Below are 18,386 nucleotides of genomic sequence, written 5' to 3'. Positions count from 1 at the left end.
GATCAACGCAAACGTCGTAAATCCGCGCTGCGAACGACGTTTGCGTCGCACTCGCGGAAGCTACAGCACCCGCGAGCTGGCCTTGGCCCGTGCGCTCCACCGGCCGTCCTGGAACCCCACCACCACGGGGTGATCGAACGCCTCGCTCACGTGGTCGGTGTTGACCACGTCGTGTGCCAGGCCGCTGGCGACGGTGCGGCCCTGCGCGATCAGCAGGGCGTGCGTGGTGCTGGTCGGCAGCTCCTCGAGGTGATGCGTGACCAGTATCGAGGCCATGTCGGGATGCGAGTCATCCAGGGTGTCAAGGGTTTCCAGCAATTGTTCACGAGCCGCGACGTCCAATCCTGTGGTGGGCTCGTCCAACAAGAGCAGCTGCGGATCTGCGATCAGTGCCCGCGCGATCAGGGTGCGGCCGCGTTCGCCCTGCGACAGCGTGGGCCAGATCGCGTCGGCGCGCGCCGAGAGCCCCACGGTGTCGATGAGATCGTCCGCCCGGCGCACCTGCTCGGGGGTCGGCGTCCAGTGCGCTGCGATGTCGATGGTGGCGGTGATGCCGGTGAGCACCACCTCGCGCACGGTCAGCGGGTACTGGAGCCGATGTCGGGGATTCACGTGACCGATCGAGCGGCGCAGCACGGCCAGGTCGGTGCGGCCCATTTGGCCACCGAGCACGTGCACTGTCCCCGTCGTCGGAAAGGTCACGGCCGCACAGAAACCCAGCAGGGTGCTCTTGCCCGCGCCGTTGGGGCCGAGCAGTGCCCAGTGTTCACCGGACTGCACTGTCAGTGAGATGCCGTCGATGATCTGCTTGCCGTCACGGCGGAAGGTCACATCGGCGATGTCGAGGACCGGGGTCATGCGAAAGACTCCTTCAGTGAGCTCAGGTGGGTTCTGCTGGCCGCGGCGGCGGCATCGGGATCGCGAGCGATGATCGCGTCGGCCAGCTGTTGGTGCAGGTCGTGATCGCAGGGCTCGGAGGCGATCGGGCGGATCTTGAGCATGTCGATCATGGCCAGCCGCAGTCGCGGCAGGAAGGCGTCGAACAACTGGATCAGCACCTCGTTGTGGGCCGCGGCGATCACTGTCCGGTGAAACGCCATGTCCGCGTCGACGTGGTCGGATACCGGCTGTCCGGTCACCCCGCGGGCAGCCAGGGTGCGACGGATCGCGCGCAGATCTGCTGGGGTACGTCGGGTCGCAGCCAGCGCGGCGGCCTCGGCCTCGATGGCGATGCGGGCTTCGATCACCGAGACGATGGTGGCGCGGCGCAGCACGGTATCCCAGTCTTCGGCGGCGTCCAGCGCCGTGACGAATACGCCGGCACCCTGCCGGCTCTCCAGCACGCCTTTGCCCGACAGCTCGCGAATGGCTTCGCGCAAGGTGGAACGGCCGACCCCGAGCTGTGCGGCCAGGGTCGTCTCACCGGGAAGTCGATGGCCCAGCGGCCATTCGCCCTGACGAATACGCGTCAAGAGAAGCTGGGCGGTCTGAGCCGCCAGCGGGTGACGCTGAACTTGGGAGGTCATCGAAACCTGTCTACTTGTCTGAGGAGTTGTGTATAGTCTACCCATCATGACGCGCGTCCTGCTCCTTAGCCGCCGCGGCGGGGCCTGAATCGACCGGCCCCCTGCCGTGGGGCTGTGTCGCGCCGGTCGAACTCCCATCCGACCGAAGGCACCCTCATGACCACTTCTGCATTCCCCACCATCAGCACCCCGGCCGGGGAGATCCCGGCCACCGCACCGGCCTGGAATCGGCAGCGGCATTCGCAAATGCCGTCGCACCGCTACGCTTCCGTCTACGACCGTGTCGAAGTTCCACTGGTCCAACGCGATTGGCCGACGGCGAGGATCGAGGCCGCACCGCTGTGGGTGCCGGTGGATCTACGTGACGGCAATCAAGCGCTGGCCGAACCGATGGACCCGGACCGCAAACGCCGTTTCTTCGAACTGCTGGTCGCCATGGGATACAAGGAGATCGAGGTCGGGTATCCGTCCGCATCGCAGACCGACTTCGACTTCGTCCGGCTACTGGCCGAATCCGACATCGCCCCGCCGGACGTCACCATCGTGGTGTTCGTCCCGGCGCGCCGAGACCTGATCGAACGGACCGTGGACTCGGTACGCGGCATCGGCAACGACGTCGTCATCCACATGTACACCGCGACCGCTCCCATGTGGCGCGATGTCGTGCTGGGCAAGGCCAGAGGCGAGCTGAGCCAGCTCATCTATGCCGGTGCGCGTGACGTCCTCGAGTTCACCGACGGCATGCCGAACGTGCGGTTCGAGTTCTCCCCGGAGGTGTTCAACCTCACCGAGCCCGACTACGTACTGGAGGTGTGTGATGCGGTGACCGAGCTGTGGCAGGCGACCCCGGAACGTCCCGTAATCCTGAACCTGCCGGCCACCGTCGAGATCGCCACCCCGAACGTCTATGCCGACCAGATCGAGTACATGCATCGCAATCTGTCTCGACGCGACAGCGTCATCCTCTCGGTGCACCCGCACAACGACCGGGGCACCGGCATCGCCTGCGCGGAACTCGCGGTGCTGGCCGGAGCGCAGCGGGTCGAGGGGTGCGTGTTCGGCAACGGCGAACGCACCGGCAACGTCGACATCGCCACCCTGGCGCTGAATCTGCATGCCCAGGGCGTGGATCCGATGATCGACTTCTCCGACATCGACGAGATCGCGCGGACCGTCAGCCATTGCACCCGCATGCCGATCCACGAACGGCACCCGTATGTCGGGGACATGGTGCACACCGCGTTCTCCGGGACGCACCAGGATGCGATCAAAAAAGGCTTCGCCGAGCATCGTCGCCGGGCTGCGGCCACCGGCGAGCCGGAGAACGAGATCGATTGGCGCATACCGTATCTGCCGATCGACCCGGCCGATATCGGCCGCACCTATGACGCGGTGATCAGGGTGAACTCTCAATCCGGCAAGGGCGGCATCGCCTACCTGCTGGCCACCGAGTACGGGCTGGATCTGCCGCGTCGGCTGCAGATCGACTTCGCCCGCCACGTCCAGGCCCACACGGACGCAAGCGGTGCCGAGATTACCGCCGCCGAACTCTTCGACCTGTTCGAGGCGACCTATCTGGATCCCTCAGGCCCGGTGCAGCTCAAAGACTGGCGCAGCGGCGGCGACGGTGCCTCCGCCGTCACCGACGTCACCCTGGTGTGCGACGGACGGACCGTGGCCAGTACTCATCGGGGCATCGGGCCGGTGGACGCGCTGTGCGCCGCACTCGAGGAGATGGGTCATCGGATCGAGGTGCTGAGCCTGACTCAGCAGTCGATCGGCAGCGCAGCCGTCACCTACCTGGAGTACCGCTCGGCCGGCCGAACCGGCTGGGCGTGCGGCCGCAGCGACTCGGTACTCGCGGCGTCGATGGCCGCCGTGATGCGGGCGGTCAACGTGCCTTGAGCAGCTCCAAGGCTTTGTCGGCGTGGGTGTCCATGCTGATCTCGCTGGAGATCACCCCGAGCACAGTGCGGTCGGTGTCGATGACGAACGTGGTCCGCTTGACCGGCATGAGCTTGCCGAGCAGGCCACGTTTGACACCGAATTGCGCGGCTACCTTGCCATCGGCGTCCGAGAGCAACGGATAGTCGAAATTCTGGATGTCGGCGAATTTGGCCTGTTTGGCCACCGGGTCGGTGCTGATGCCGACCCTGTTCGCCCCGGCAGCGGCGAACTCGGCTGCCAGATCCCGGAAATGGCAGGCCTCCTTGGTGCATCCCGGGGTCATTGCGGCCGGATAGAAGAACAGCACCACCGGACCGTCGGCGAGCAGGCTGGTCAGGCTGCGGATCGTGCCCGTCTGATCCGGCAGTTCGAACTCGGCAACGGTGTCACCCGTCTTGAGGGATGTCATGGCTGGCTACGCTACGCCGTCTGCATGGCAGCGCGGCGGCCCCGATCTGGGAGAATTGTTCCCGTGCAAACCACAGCCACCCAAGCACCGGGAACCGACGCCGGCTCATCGCTTGCGGTCACCACGTCGCGCGAGGATTTCCGGGCGCTGGCCGCCGAGCACCGTGTCGTCCCGGTGACCCGCAAGGTGCTGGCCGACAGCGAGACGCCGCTGTCGGCGTACCGCAAGCTCGCCGCCAACCGTCCGGGGACGTTCCTGCTGGAATCAGCGGAGAACGGTCGCTCGTGGTCGCGTTGGTCGTTCATCGGTGCCGGCGCCCCGTCGGCGCTGACGGTTCGCGACAACGAGGCGGTGTGGCTGGGCACCGCGCCCAAGGACGCGCCCAGCGGCGGCGAACCGCTGGCCGCGCTGCGGGCCACCCTGGATCTGCTGCAGACCGAAGTGGTGCCGGACCTACCGCCGCTGTCCTCGGGCCTGGTCGGCTACTTCGCCTATGACATGGTGCGCCGTCTGGAGCGCCTCCCGGAGCTGGCCGTCGACGACCTCGGCCTGCCCGACATGGTGCTACTGCTGGCCACCGATATCGCCGCCGTCGACCACCACGAGGGCACGATCACGCTGATCGCCAACGCGGTCAATTGGAACGGCACCGACGAGCGCGTCGACGAGGCCTACGACGATGCGGTGGCTCGGCTGGATGTGATGACCGCTGCGCTCGGGCAGCCGCTGTCGTCCACGGTCGCCACCTTCAGCCGGCCCGCGCCTGAGCACCGCGCCCAGCGCACGGTGGAGGAGTACACCGCCATCGTCGAAAAGCTCGTCGGCGATATCGAGGCCGGTGAAGCGTTCCAGGTGGTCCCCTCCCAGCGCTTCGAGATGGATACCGCCGCCGACCCGCTGGACGTCTACCGGATGCTGCGGGTGACCAACCCCAGCCCGTACATGTACCTGCTCAATGTCCCCGATGCAGATGGCGGACTTGACTTTTCGGTGGTCGGCTCCAGCCCTGAGGCACTGGTCACGGTGAAGGACGGACGGGCGACGACCCACCCGATCGCCGGAACGCGTTGGCGCGGCAGCACTGAGGAAGAGGACGTGCTGCTGGAGAAGGAGTTGCTGGCCGACGAGAAGGAACGCGCCGAGCACCTGATGCTGGTCGACCTGGGCCGCAATGATCTGGGCCGGGTGTGCCGCCCAGGCACCGTCCGGGTCGAGGACTACAGCCACATCGAGCGCTACAGCCACGTCATGCACCTGGTGTCCACGGTGACCGGCGAGCTGGCGGAGGGAAAGACCGCGCTGGACGCCGTGACGGCCTGCTTCCCGGCGGGCACGCTGTCAGGGGCGCCCAAGGTGCGCGCCATGGAGTTGATCGAGGAGGTCGAGAAGACCCGGCGCGGCCTGTACGGCGGTGTGCTGGGATACCTCGACTTCGCGGGCAACGCCGATTTCGCGATCGCCATCCGTACCGCGTTGATGCGTGGCGGCACGGCCTATGTGCAGGCCGGCGGGGGAGTCGTGGCCGATTCCAACGGGCCCTACGAGTACAACGAATCGGCAAACAAGGCCAAAGCCGTGCTCAACGCCATCGCTGCCGCCAACACATTGGCCGAGCCGTGACCCGGGCGGCGCAGGCGCTGTTCGTCGTCGCTGCGGTGGCGCTGTGGGTGGCCTCACGCATGACGTGGGTTCAGGTGAACTCGGCGGACGGGCTGGGTCAACCCAAAACCACGGCGCTGACGGGAGCTGCCTGGTCCACCGCGTTGATTCCGCTGGCGTTGCTGGTACTGGCCGCCGCGGTGGCCGCCCTGGCGGTGCGCGGCTGGGCGCTGCGGTTGCTGGCATTGCTGATCGCCACCGCCAGTGCGGGCATGGGCTATCTGGCCGTGAGCCTGTGGGTGATCAAAGACGTCGGGGTGCGAGCCGCTGACCTGGCAGAAGTGCCGCTCGCGCAACTGACCGCGACCAGCCGTTCCTACGGAGGCGCAGTGCTGACTGTGGTCGCCGCGGTGTGTGCGCTGGCCGGGGCGGTGCTGCTCATGCGGTCGGCCAACAGTTCGAAGCGCGGCGTTGCAGCGCGTTATGCGGCGCCGGCCGCTCGACGTGAGGCGGCCAAGAGCTCCGACAGCGGCGAGCCGATGTCGGAGCGCATGCTCTGGGATGCGCTCGACGAAGGACACGATCCGACCGGCGACGGCGGCGATCAAGACAATAAGGGCCGGTGAATGGTGACGGTGTGGCGGCGGCTACCCTTCCAAGGAGGGCAACCGGGACCGGCCCGGAGGCACCAGAAAGGAACCGACGGGCGATGAGTTCGGCCACAGTGCTCGACTCCATTATTGAGGGAGTCCGCGCCGACGTTGCCGCCCGCGAGGCCGTTATCAGCCTGGCTGATATCAAGGCGCGGGCCCAGGACGCACCTCCGCCGCTCAACGTGATGGCTGCGTTGCGGGAGCCGGGAATTGCCGTGATCGCTGAGGTGAAGCGGGCCAGCCCCTCGCGCGGCGAATTGGCCAACATCGCCGACCCGGCGCAGTTGGCGCGGGCCTACGAGGCCGGCGGGGCGCGGGTGATCAGCGTGCTGACCGAACAGCGGCGGTTCAACGGCTCACTGGCCGACCTGGATGCGGTGCGCGCCGCAGTGTCAATCCCGGTGCTGCGCAAGGACTTTATCGTCAAGCCCTACCAGATCCACGAGGCGCGGGCGCACGGTGCCGACCTGTTGCTGCTCATCGTGGCGGCCCTCGAGCAGTCGGTGCTGGAATCTCTCCTGGAGCGCACGGAATCGCTCGGGATGACGGCGCTGGTCGAGGTGCACACCGAGGAAGAGGCCGACCGGGCGCTGCAGGCCGGGGCCAAGCTGATCGGTGTCAACGCCCGCGACCTCAAGACCCTGGAAGTCGACCGCGACTGCTTCGCCCGGATCGCACCCGGGCTGCCCTCCGATGTCATCCGTGTCGCGGAGTCCGGAGTTCGCGGAACCGCTGACCTCCTGGCGTACGCCGGCGCGGGTGCAGATGCCGTGCTGGTCGGTGAGGGCCTGGTGACCAGCGGGGATCCCCGCAGCGCGGTCGCCGATCTGGTCACCGCCGGTACGCACCCGTCCTGCCCGAAACCGGCTCGCTGAACCAGTCAATGAGCCGCTTGTACGAAAAGACACTTTGATGGCGGATCTCGCGGGGCCTGAATTGCCCCGTACCAGCGCAGGCGTTGCCGAACCCACGGTTCACGATCCCGATGCGTTGGGGCATTTCGGTTCCTACGGCGGCCGGTTGGTACCTGAGGCGCTGATGGCGGTGATCGAAGAGGTCACCGCGGCTTACGAGAAGGCCCGCGGCGACCAAGCGTTTCTCGATGAGCTAGACCGGCTGCAGCGGCACTACAGCGGTCGGCCGTCCCCGCTGTACGAGGCGACCCGGCTGTCCGAGTTCGCCGGTGGCGCACGCCTCTTCCTCAAGCGAGAAGACCTGAACCACACCGGTTCTCACAAGATCAACAACGTCCTGGGGCAGGCGCTGCTGGCGCGGCAGATGGGCAAGACCCGCGTCATCGCCGAGACCGGCGCCGGTCAGCACGGGGTGGCCACCGCCACCGCGTGTGCACTGCTGGGTCTGGAATGCATCATCTACATGGGCGCGGTGGATACGGCCCGCCAGGCGCTCAACGTGGCGCGGATGCGGCTACTCGGCGCCACAGTGGTTTCGGTCGAGGCTGGTTCCAAGACCCTCAAGGATGCGATCAACGAGGCGTTCCGGGACTGGGTCACCAACGCTGACGACACCTACTACTGCTTCGGCACGGCGGCGGGTCCCCATCCGTTCCCGCTGATGGTGCGTGATTTCCAGCGGGTCATCGGCATGGAGGCCCGGGCGCAGATCCTCGATCAGGCGGGCCGGTTGCCCGACGCGGTCACCGCGTGTGTCGGTGGCGGTTCGAATGCCATCGGCGTGTTCCACGCCTTCATCGACGATCCAGGTGTGCGCCTCGTCGGCTTCGAGGCCGCCGGTGACGGGGTGGAAACGGGTCGGCACGCCGCGACGTTCACCGGTGGCTCTCCCGGCGCGTTCCAGGGATCCTTCTCCTACCTGTTGCAGGACGAGGACGGCCAGACGATCGAATCGCATTCCATCTCCGCCGGTTTGGACTACCCGGGTGTCGGACCCGAGCATGCCTTCCTCAAAGACATCGGCCGTGCCGAGTACCGTCCGGTCACCGATACCGAAGCCATGGACGCGTTCTCGCTGCTGTGTCGCCGTGAGGGCATCATTCCGGCGATCGAGTCGGCCCACGCGGTGGCGGGTGCCCTCAAGCTCGGGCCGGAACTGGGCAGCGGATCGATCATCGTGGTGAACTTGTCCGGTCGCGGTGACAAGGATGTCGAGACAGCGGCCAAGTGGTTCGGACTGCTCGATGATGAGGGGAGCGCGGGATGAGCCGGCTGGCGGAGTTGTTCGACGGCTGCCGCGCCGAGGGCCGCGCCGCGCTGATCGGCTACCTACCGACCGGGTTTCCCGACGTGCAGACATCCATCGCGGCGATGACGGCGATGGTCGAATCCGGTTGCGACCTGGTCGAAGTCGGAGTGCCCTACTCGGATCCCGGGATGGACGGGCCGACGATCGCGGCCGCCACCGAGGCCGCACTGGCCGGTGGCGTGCGGGTACGCGACACTCTGGCCGCGGTCGAGGCGATCAGCAACGCCGGTGGCCGCGCGGTTGTGATGACGTACTGGAACCCGGTGCTGCGCAAGGGGGTTGACACCTTCGCCCGCGACCTGGCCTCTGCCGGGGGATACGGGCTGATCACTCCCGACCTGATCCCCGAGGAAGCCGTCGACTGGATCGCCGCAGCAGAAGAACACAATCTCGATCGCATCTTCCTGGTCGCCCCGTCCTCGACGCCCGAGCGGCTGGCGAACACCGTGAATGCTTCGCGTGGGTTCGTCTACGCCGCTTCGACCATGGGTGTCACCGGGGCGCGCGACGTCGTGTCGAATGCGGCACCGGAGTTGGTGCGCCGCGTCAAGGAAGTGTCCGACATCCCCGTCGGGGTGGGGCTGGGTGTGCGCTCCGGGGCGCAGGCAGCCGAGATCGGTGCGTACGCAGACGGAGTCATCGTCGGGTCGGCCCTGGTGTCGGCCCTCGGCGAGGGGCTGGACGCGGTGCGTCGCCTCACCGAAGAACTGGCCAACGGCGTTAGGCAGAGGATTTCAGCTTGACCACTACCGTGCTCGCGTATTTGCCCAGCCCGTCACAGGGCGTCTGGCATCTGGGGCCGGTGCCGATCCGCGCGTATGCGCTCTGCATCATCGTGGGCATCATCGCGGCACTGGTCATCGGTGACCGGCGTTGGCAGGCGCGAGGCGGCCAAGCCGGCGTCATCTATGACATCGCCTTGTGGGCAGTGCCTTTCGGCCTCGTCGGTGGCCGGCTCTACCACGTCATGACGGACTGGCCCACATATTTCGGGCCGGGCGGCAAGGGGCTGGGCGCTGCCTTCCAGGTCTGGCAGGGCGGCCTCGGCATCTGGGGCGCCGTCGCACTGGGTGGCGTCGGAGCCTGGATTGGCTGCCGCTCGCGGGGGATACCGCTGCCGGCCTTCGGCGACGCGATCGCACCCGGAATCATCCTGGCGCAGGCCATCGGCCGGCTCGGCAACTACTTCAACCAAGAGCTCTATGGCGCTGACACCACGGTGCCGTGGGGCCTGGAGATCTACAAGCGCATACCGGACAACCTGAACGGAATCTCGACCGGCGAGGTCGAGCGAGTGGTCCACCCCACCTTCCTGTACGAATTGGTTTGGAACCTCCTGGTTTTCGCGCTGTTGATCTGGGCCGACCGCAAGTTCAAGCTCGGCCACGGCCGGCTGTTCGCGCTGTACGTGGCCGGCTACTGCGCCGGCCGCTTCATGGTCGAGTTGATGCGCAGCGACCCGGCGACGGAATTCGCCGGTATCCGCGTCAACACCTTCACCTCGACGTTCGTGTTCATCGGAGCCGTCGTCTACATCATGCTGGCGACGAAGGGCCGGGAAGATCCGGCGTCCTTGGCAGGCAAGAGTGATGAGGACGAGTCGACAGTCGACGAACTCGGCAAGGAGCTTGTCGGAGCGGCCGCGACCACCGGTGTTGTCGCGGCTGCTGCGGTGGCCGGCCAAGACGATGACGAAGATGCCGACCACATGCATCCGGACGAGGTGGGCGCCGGCGAAGACGACGGAGCCGAGGCCGCCGCGGCGATCGAACTGAAGGCGATCGCCAAGGAGCCCGAGGATGAGTCCGAAGAAGCCGCCGAGGAGGTGGCCGCGGACGAGGATGCTGAGCTTGTCGAATCGGCTGAAGTCGACGACGACGTCACGGCAGAGGACGTCGACGAGGTCGAACCCGCGTCCGAGAGCGAAGCCGACGAGGCTGACGAAGAAGCCGTAGCGGAGGTCGCCGAGGAGCCCGAGTCTGCTGAAGCTGAGGTCACGGACGCGGTCGTCGACGAGGTTGAACCTGCGGATGAAGCAGCACCGGCCGACGAGGCCGAGGCCGAGGCTGACGAACAAGCTGTAGCCGAGGCGGACGAAGAGCCCGAGTCGGGTACTGACGACGAGCCCACCGATGCCGAAGACGAAGCGACAACGGACTCCGAGGATGCTGACGACGACCTTGAGCCTGTCGCCGCAACTGAGACAGAGCCCGCCGGCGACGGGGATGCTGTGGCCGAAGCGGTGGCTGACGAAGAAGCTGTAGCCGAGGCGGACGAAGAGCCCGAATCGGCTACAGCCGACGAGCCCACCGAGGACGAAGACGAGGCGACAACGGACTCCGAGGATGCTGCGGACGAGGTCGCTCAGGACGAGGTCGCCGAGGAGCTCGAGCCTGCTGAAGCTGAGGTCACGGACGCGGTCGTCGACGAGGTTGAACCTGCGGATGAAGCAGCACCGGCCGACGAGGCCGAGGCTGACGCTGATGAAGAAGCCGTAGCGGAGGTCGCCGACGAGCCCGAGTCGGTTACCGACTCCGAGCTCACCGATGCCGAAGACGAGCCGACAACGGACTCCGAGGATGCTGACGACGACCTTGAGCCTGTCGCCGCAACCGAGACAGAGTCCGCCGGCGACGGGGATGCCGTGGCCGAGCCCGGGGCTGACGAAGAAGCTGTAGCCGAGGCAGACGATGAGCCCGAGTCGGTTACCGACGACGAGCCCACCGAAGCCGAAGGCGAAGCGGAACCGACAACCGATTCCGAAGATGCTGCGGACGAATCTGCCGACGGTTCTGAGCCCGACGCCGCAACTGAAGCAGAGGCCGCTGACGACGACACCGCAGCTGACGCTGAGGCTGACGAAGAAGCCGTAGAAGCGGCGGCCGAGGAGTCCGAGCCCGCTGAAGCAGACGCCGACGAGGACGATGCGGCTGACGACCCAGCAGCCACCTCCTCGACACCTGCGGCCGAGCCCGAGGCGACGAAGCAGGGCGGCCGGGTGCGGCGCTGGTTCCGCCGGAACCGGTAACCCCCGCCGCTCTGGCATCCTGGCTGTATGACTGAACCGCCTCAGTCCCCGGATCCCTCGAACGGACCGTACCCGGCCGGCTTTCCGCCGCCGGCGGGGTATCCGCCGCCGACGCCGCCGGGTTACCCGCCGTACCCGCCGTCGCATGGAGATCTGGGCGCGCCCTACGGTCGCCATCCGATCACCGGTGAGCCGCTTTCCGACAAGTCGAAGGTGATCGCCGGTCTCTTGCAGTTGGTCGGCTTGTTCGGCTTCGTCGGGCTGGGACGGATCTACATCGGCGATACCAAGCTCGGCGTCATTCAGCTGATCGTGGGCCTGGTGACCTGCACCCTCGGCGCCATCATCTGGGGGATCGTGGACGCCGTCCTGATCCTCACTGACAAGGTCCGCGACCCCTACGGGCGCCCGTTACGTGATGGAACGTAGCGCCTTCATCGATACGACGGCGGGACGGCTCTCGCTGGTGACTGCCGGGGCACTCGGTGCAGGTGCGTTGGCATACATCGGGTTGGCCGACCCGCACCGCCCGGGATTTCTGTTCCCGGAATGCCCGTTCAAGGCCCTGACGGGATGGAACTGCCCGGGCTGTGGCGGTCTGCGGATGACCCACGACCTGTTGCATGGTGACGTCGGCGCAGCGATCGTCGACAACGTATTCGCACTGGTCGGCCTGCCCGCATTGCTCGTATGGATGCTGGTGCGGCGGCGGCAGGGCAAGACATTGTTCCCGTGGCCGGCAGTCGTGACGATCGCGGCGGCGGTGATGATCTGGACGGTGGTCCGTAACGTGCCCGGGTTCCCGCTGGTCCCCACATTAACGGCTCAGTAGTAGCCCATCAGCGCTGATACACTGAAAATTCGGGCCGGTGCAGTCCCGGGACCAGGATGTTCCGGACTTGCGGAGGTGCGATCAAGTGCTGTTCTCGGCATTGCCAGATGCGCAGGGGCTCTATGACCCCGCCAACGAGGCCGATTCCTGCGGCGTGGCCATGATCACCGATATCCAGGGTCGCCGCTCCCACGGCATCGTCGCTGACGGTCTGACAGCTCTGGAGCATCTCGAACACCGTGGCGCTGCCGGCGCCGAGCCCAACAGCGGTGACGGTGCCGGCATCCTGCTGCAGCTGCCGGTCGAACTGCTACGCGAGCTGGTCAATTTCGCGCTCCCCGGCCCCGCACCCGACGGCAGCAACACCTTCGCCGCCGGCATCTGCTTTCTGCCCCAGGATGAGGACGCGCGCAGTGCCGCCCGCGCCCGCATCGAGGCTTTGACCGCCGAGGAAGGCTTGGAGGTGCTGGGCTGGCGGGAGCTTCCCGTGGATCCGGATGGTGCTGGGATCGGTAAGACGGCGCTGGGCTGCATGCCGCACATGGCGCAGTTTTTCGTCGCGGCACCGGAACACGGTGGCGTCCGGCTCGGCGGGATCGAGCTCGACCGCAAGGTTTATCCGCTACGCAAGCGGGCCGAACAGGCCACGGGCGCCGACGCGGTCTACTTCGCGTCGCTGTCGAGCCGGACGATCGTGTACAAGGGCATGCTGACGACGATGCAGCTGCCGCAGTACTTTCCGGATCTGCGCGACGAGCGCTGCGTGAGCGCGATCGCGATCGTGCACAGTCGCTTCTCGACCAACACCTTCCCGTCTTGGCCGCTGGCGCATCCGTTCCGGTTCGTGGCCCACAACGGTGAGATCAACACCGTGCGCGGCAACCGCAACCGGATGCATGCCCGGGAGGCCCTGCTGTCCAGCGCACGGATTCCCGGTGACCTGAGCCGGCTGTCGCCGATCTGCACCCCGGACGCCTCCGACTCGGCGTCGTTCGACGAGGTGCTCGAACTGTTGCATCTGGGTGGGCGCAGCCTGCCGCATGCGGTGCTGATGATGATCCCGGAGGCGTGGGAGAACGCCACCACCATGGACGCCGCGGAGCGTGCGTTCTGGAAGTTCCACGCCTCGCTGATGGAGCCGTGGGACGGGCCGGCCTGCGTCACGTTTACCGACGGCACCGTGGTCGGTGCAGTGTTGGACCGCAATGGTTTACGTCCGGGCCGGTGGTGGCGCACGGTCGACGACCGGATCATCCTGGCCAGCGAGAGCGGTGTGCTCGACGTGCCGTCGGGCGAGATCGTCGCCAAGGGCCGGCTGCAGCCCGGGAAGATGTTCCTGGTCGACACGGCCGCCGGGCGCATCATCGGAGACGACGAGATCAAGGAGCAGTTGGCTACGGCCGAACCCTACGGTGAGTGGCTGCATGCCGGATTGCTCGATCTGGCCACGTTGCCCGAGCGGACCCGTATCCAGCCGAATCATGAGTCGGTGGTGCGTCGGCAGATCGCCTTCGGCTACACCGAAGAGGAACTGCGGATCCTGTTGACCCCGATGGCGGCTTCAGGTGGTGAGCCGCTCGGTTCCATGGGCACCGATACTCCGGTCGCGGTGCTCTCCAAGCGCTCACGGCTGCTCTACGACTACTTTGTCGAACTGTTCGCTCAGGTCACCAACCCGCCATTGGACGCCATCCGCGAAGAGGTGGTCACGTCGATGGCGCGCGTGATGGGTCCCGAGGAGAACTTGCTGGAACCCTCGGCGGCATCATGTCGTCAGATCGTCTTGCGCTGGCCGGTTCTGGACAACGACGAGCTGAGCAAGATCGTCCACGTCAACGACGACGGCGAGCATCCAGGCCTGCGTACCACCGTGTTGCGCGCCCTCTACGACGTTGAACGGGGAGGGGAAGGTCTGGCGGAGGCGCTCGATGACCTGCAGATGCGGGCCACCGAGGCTATTGCCAAAGGCGCTCGCACCCTGGTCATCTCGGATCGGGATTCCGACCACACGCGGGCTCCGGTCCCGTCATTGCTCGCCGTTTCGGCGGTACACCACCACCTCATCCGCACCAAGGAACGCACCAAGGTGGCGTTGGTGGTGGAAAGCGGCGATGCCCGGGAAGTCCACCACATTGCCATGCTCATCGGATACGGTGCTGCCGCCGTCAATCCGTATCTGGCGTTCGAGTCGATCGAGGATCTGATCCGCGAGGGTGAGCTCACCGGTATCGAAACCGCCGCCGCTGTGCGCAATTACGTCAAGGCACTGGGTAAGGGCGTGGTCAAGGTGATGAGCAAGATGGGCATCTCGACTGTCGCCTCCTACACTGCCGCACAGGTTTTCGAGGCGATCGGGCTGAGCCGCGACGTCGTCGACCAGTACTTCACCGGCACTCCCAGCCAACTCGGCGGCGTCGGTCTGGACGTGCTGGCTGAGGAGGTCAAGCTCCGGCACCGGCGGGCCTACCCGGAGAACCCCACCGAGCGGGTGCACCGCCGGCTCGAGGTCGGTGGTGAGTACGCCTTCCGCCGGGAGGGCGAGCTGCACCTGTTCACACCGGAAGTGGTTTTCCTGCTCCAGCATTCGACCCGGACCGGACGTCGTGACATCTTCGCCAAGTACTCCGAGGAAGTGGACCGGCTGTCGCGCGAAGGCGGGACGTTGCGCGGCCTGTTCGAGTTGAAGAAGGGGCTGCGGCCCCCGGTTCCGCTGGAAGAGGTCGAGCCCGTCGAGTCAATCGTGACCCGGTTCAACACCGGTGCGATGAGTTATGGGTCCATCTCGGCGGAGGCGCACGAGACCATGGCGATCGCCATGAACAACCTCGGTGGGCGGTCCAACAGTGGTGAAGGCGGCGAGGATGTCGACCGGCTCTACGATCCGCGTCGGCGCAGTGCCGTCAAGCAGGTGGCCTCGGGTCGCTTCGGCGTCACCAGCGACTATCTGGTGAACGCCACCGACATTCAGATCAAGATGGCCCAGGGCGCCAAACCCGGTGAGGGCGGCCAGCTTCCGGGCTACAAGGTGTATCCCAACATTGCCAAGACGCGGCATTCCACACCCGGTGTCGGCTTGATCTCGCCGCCTCCGCATCACGACATCTATTCGATCGAGGATCTGGCCCAGCTGATCCATGATCTGAAGAACGCCAATGCTGACGCCCGGATCCACGTGAAGCTGGTGAGCAGTGTGGGGGTCGGGACGGTTGCGGCAGGCGTGTCCAAGGCGCATGCCGATGTGGTGTTGATCTCCGGCTATGACGGGGGTACCGGTGCCGCACCGTTGACCTCGCTCAAGCATGCCGGGGCGCCGTGGGAGATCGGGCTGGCCGACACGCAGCAGACGTTGGTGCTCAACGGTTTGCGGGATCGGATCACGGTCCAGTGTGACGGCGGGATGCGCAGTGCCCGCGACGTGATCGTGGCCGCGCTGCTCGGGGCCGAAGAATTCGGCTTCGCTACCGCACCGCTGGTGGTGTCGGGCTGCATCATGATGCGGGTGTGCCATCTGGACACGTGCCCGGTCGGTGTGGCCACCCAGAACCCTGAATTGCGGGCCCGGTTCAACGGCAAGCCCGAGTTCGTGGAGAACTTCTTCACATTCATCGCCGAGGACATCCGCCGCTACCTGGCTGAGCTGGGTTTCCGCAGCATCGACGAGGCGGTCGGTCACGCTGAGGTACTCGATACCGATCCCGGTGTGGCGCACTGGAAGAGCCGTGGGCTCGACCTCAGTCCGATTTTCGCATTGCCGGTTGATTCCGACGGCGGCGAGCTCACCCAGCGGCGGCGGGTGCGCGGTCAGGATCATGGGCTCGATCAGGCGCTTGATCAAACGCTGATCCAGCTCGCCGAGGGTGCTTTGGAGGACGCCCATCCGGTGCGGCTGGAGCTGCCGGTCCGCAATGTCAACCGCACTGTGGGCACCCTGCTGGGAGCGGAGGTGACCCGCCGCTACGGTGCGGGAGGTCTGCCCGACAACACGATTCACGTCACTTTGACCGGGTCGGCGGGCCAGTCGATCGGGGCGTTCCTGCCTCCTGGCGTCACGCTGGAGCTGATCGGTGATGCCAATGACTATGTGGGTAAGGGTCTTTCCGGGGGCCGGGTGATCGTGCGGCCGCCAGACGATGTGCTGTTCCTGCCCGAGGACAACGTCATCGCCGGAAATACGCTGCTCTACGGCGCCACGTCAGGCGAAGTGTTCTTGCGGGGCCGGGTGGGTGAGCGGTTCTGCGCCCGCAATTCAGGCGCGCTGGCGGTTGTCGAGGGCGTGGGCGATCACGCGTGCGAGTACATGACCGGTGGGCGAGTGGTCATCCTGGGCAAGACCGGGCGCAACCTGGCCGCCGGCATGTCCGGTGGCATCGCGTTCGTGCTCGGCCTGGACCCGGCTCGGGTCAACACCGAAATGGTGCAACTGCAACGGCTGGAGGCCGAAGACCTGGCCTGGCTGCACGCGGTGGTGGCCGATCACGCGCGCCACACGGGCAGCACGCTGGCCAGCTCGATCCTGGCTGATTGGCCTAGGCGCAGTGCCCAATTCACCAAAGTAATGCCCACCGACTACGAGCGTGTGCTGCAGGCAACCCGGATGGCCAAGGCCGAGGGCCGCGATGTGGACAGCGCGATCATGGAGGCCAGCCGTGGCTGATCCGACCGGATTTCTTCGGGTACCGAAGATCGAGGCCGCCAAGCGACCCGTCGAGGAGCGGGTGGGGGACTGGCGCGAGGTGTACGAACGCGAGGACGCAGGCGAGCGCGCCGGTGAGGTGTCGCAGCAGGCGCGCCGCTGCATGGATTGCGGGATACCGTTCTGCCACTCCGGTAAGGCAGGTTGCCCGTTGGGGAACTTGATCCCGGAGTGGAATGACTTGGTGCGGCGCGGGCGCTGGGATGCGGCCAGCGATCGCCTGCACGCCACCAACAACTTCCCGGAGTTCACCGGGCGGCTGTGCCCGGCGCCGTGTGAGGCGGCCTGTGTGCTGTCGATCGCGGAGGAGCAGACCGGCGGCAGTGTGACGATCAAGCGGATCGAGCAGACCATCGCCGACCACGCCTGGATGAACGGGACGGTCGAACCGCAGCCGGCCGCCATCTCCACCGGCAAGAGTGTTGCTGTCGTCGGCTCCGGTCCGGCGGGTTTGGCTGCCGCACAACAACTCACCCGCGCCGGCCATGAGGTCACGGTCTATGAGCGCGACGATCGGGTCGGCGGTCTGCTGCGTTACGGCATTCCCGAATACAAGCTCGAGAAGTCGGTGCTCAACCAGCGCCTGGCCCAGATGCGTGCCGAGGGCACGCGGTTCGTCACCGAATGCGAGGTCGGTGTCGACCTGACGGTCGAGCAGTTGCGTCAGCGTCACCAGGCGGTGGTGCTGGCCGTCGGTGCGCTGCGGGGCCGCGACAACGACGTGCCCGGCCGGGAACTCGACGGCGTGCACCTGGCGATGGAGCATCTGGTGCCGGCCAACCGCGAATGCGAGGGTGATGCGTCCGCGGCGATCTCGGCGGCGGGCAAGCACGTGGTGATCATCGGTGGCGGCGACACCGGCGCCGACTGTCTGGGGACTGCGCACCGGCAGGGGGCCGCGTCGGTGACTCAGCTCGACTACAACGCCGAGCCGCCGGAGACCCGGGACGATGAGCTCTCGCCGTGGCCCACGTGGCCGTTGGTGCTGCGGACGTCCCCGGCCCACGCAGAGGGCGGTGCACGGCGTTTCGAGGTGGCCGTGCAGAGATTCATCGGTGACGACGACGGCCACGTGCGGGCCATCGAGATCGCCGAGGTCCGGGTGACGCGCGACGCCGACGGGCGCCGCGAGATCACCCCGGTGGGTGAGTCGTTGCAGATTCCCTGTGACCTGGCGTTGCTGGCGATCGGGTTCGAGGGCGTCGAGCACATGGCGTTGCTCGACGGGCTGAACCTGAAGCTGACTCGGCGCGGCACGGTGTCGTGCGGTTCGGACTGGCAGACGGACGCGCCCGGCGTGTTCGTCTGTGGTGACGCGCACCGGGGCGCGTCGCTGGTGGTGTGGGCCATCGCCGAGGGACGCAGCGCGGCGCACGCGGTGGACGCCTACCTGATGGGCGAGTCGGATCTACCGGCCCCGGTGCGGCCGGGGACGCTGCCTCTGTCCGTCATCTGAATCGATCAACGACTATGCTG

General features: G+C 66.8%; 14 protein-coding genes. 11 read left to right on the top strand and 3 right to left on the bottom strand.

Going from position 1 to position 18,386, the window contains the following annotated elements:
- Positions 1–60: 60 nt before the first annotated feature.
- Positions 61–858: an ABC transporter ATP-binding protein gene (locus tag K6L26_RS17365; protein WP_221850920.1), complete on the bottom strand. Its 798-nt coding sequence runs from the start codon at positions 856–858 to the stop codon at positions 61–63.
- The gene (locus K6L26_RS17360) at positions 855–1,526 is read right to left on the bottom strand and encodes a FadR/GntR family transcriptional regulator (protein WP_221850918.1); all 672 of its coding nucleotides are present in this window, start codon (positions 1,524–1,526) and stop codon (positions 855–857) included. Before K6L26_RS17360 ends, K6L26_RS17365 begins: the two co-directional genes overlap by 4 nt.
- Positions 1,527–1,682: 156 nt before the next feature.
- Between K6L26_RS17360 and K6L26_RS17355 the strand changes: the two genes are divergently transcribed.
- Positions 1,683–3,431, top strand: coding sequence for a 2-isopropylmalate synthase (locus tag K6L26_RS17355; RefSeq protein WP_245008608.1), 1,749 nt, complete (start codon positions 1,683–1,685; stop codon positions 3,429–3,431).
- On the opposite strand, the gene K6L26_RS17350 is transcribed toward K6L26_RS17355, so the two are convergent.
- Positions 3,418–3,882, bottom strand: a complete 465-nt coding sequence (locus K6L26_RS17350; RefSeq protein WP_076211854.1) for a peroxiredoxin — start codon at positions 3,880–3,882, stop codon at positions 3,418–3,420. The two genes, K6L26_RS17355 and K6L26_RS17350, sit on opposite strands and share 14 nt — an antisense overlap.
- 63 nt (positions 3,883–3,945) lie before the next feature.
- Between K6L26_RS17350 and K6L26_RS17345 the strand changes: the two genes are divergently transcribed.
- The 10 genes from K6L26_RS17345 to K6L26_RS17300 all read left to right on the top strand — a co-directional run bounded on the left by K6L26_RS17345 (position 3,946) and on the right by K6L26_RS17300 (position 18,366).
- Positions 3,946–5,502: an anthranilate synthase component I gene (locus tag K6L26_RS17345; protein WP_019348272.1), complete on the top strand. Its 1,557-nt coding sequence runs from the start codon at positions 3,946–3,948 to the stop codon at positions 5,500–5,502.
- Positions 5,499–6,107: a TIGR02234 family membrane protein gene (locus K6L26_RS17340; RefSeq protein WP_019348273.1), complete on the top strand. Its 609-nt coding sequence runs from the start codon at positions 5,499–5,501 to the stop codon at positions 6,105–6,107. Before K6L26_RS17345 ends, K6L26_RS17340 begins: the two co-directional genes overlap by 4 nt.
- Positions 6,108–6,190: 83 nt before the next feature.
- Positions 6,191–7,009, top strand: coding sequence for an indole-3-glycerol phosphate synthase TrpC (trpC, locus tag K6L26_RS17335; RefSeq protein WP_019348274.1), 819 nt, complete (start codon positions 6,191–6,193; stop codon positions 7,007–7,009).
- Positions 7,010–7,046: 37 nt separating this feature from the next.
- Positions 7,047–8,315, top strand: a complete 1,269-nt coding sequence (gene trpB / locus K6L26_RS17330) for a tryptophan synthase subunit beta (RefSeq protein WP_019348275.1) — start codon at positions 7,047–7,049, stop codon at positions 8,313–8,315.
- Complete coding sequence (gene trpA / locus K6L26_RS17325) at positions 8,312–9,100, top strand: tryptophan synthase subunit alpha (RefSeq protein ID WP_019348276.1); 789 nt, start codon at positions 8,312–8,314, stop codon at positions 9,098–9,100. Before trpB ends, trpA begins: the two co-directional genes overlap by 4 nt.
- Positions 9,097–11,385 (top strand): prolipoprotein diacylglyceryl transferase, encoded by a 2,289-nt coding sequence (gene lgt, locus K6L26_RS17320; protein ID WP_221850917.1) that lies wholly within the window; start codon positions 9,097–9,099, stop codon positions 11,383–11,385. Before trpA ends, lgt begins: the two co-directional genes overlap by 4 nt.
- Positions 11,386–11,412: 27 nt before the next feature.
- Positions 11,413–11,814 (top strand): TM2 domain-containing protein, encoded by a 402-nt coding sequence (locus K6L26_RS17315; protein ID WP_064899678.1) that lies wholly within the window; start codon positions 11,413–11,415, stop codon positions 11,812–11,814.
- The gene (locus K6L26_RS17310) at positions 11,804–12,217 is read left to right on the top strand and encodes a DUF2752 domain-containing protein (RefSeq protein ID WP_064899676.1); all 414 of its coding nucleotides are present in this window, start codon (positions 11,804–11,806) and stop codon (positions 12,215–12,217) included. Before K6L26_RS17315 ends, K6L26_RS17310 begins: the two co-directional genes overlap by 11 nt.
- Positions 12,218–12,302: 85 nt before the next feature.
- Positions 12,303–16,871: a glutamate synthase large subunit gene (gene gltB / locus K6L26_RS17305; protein ID WP_221850915.1), complete on the top strand. Its 4,569-nt coding sequence runs from the start codon at positions 12,303–12,305 to the stop codon at positions 16,869–16,871.
- A complete protein-coding gene (locus K6L26_RS17300) occupies positions 16,864–18,366 on the top strand; it encodes a glutamate synthase subunit beta (protein WP_047037797.1) in 1,503 nt (500 codons plus the stop codon). Before gltB ends, K6L26_RS17300 begins: the two co-directional genes overlap by 8 nt.
- The last annotated feature ends 20 nt before the right edge of the window (positions 18,367–18,386 follow it).

Source organism: Mycobacterium farcinogenes, assembly GCF_019739075.1.
GTDB lineage: Bacteria > Actinomycetota > Actinomycetes > Mycobacteriales > Mycobacteriaceae > Mycobacterium > Mycobacterium senegalense.
This window is presented reverse-complemented; position numbering and strand designations above follow the sequence as displayed.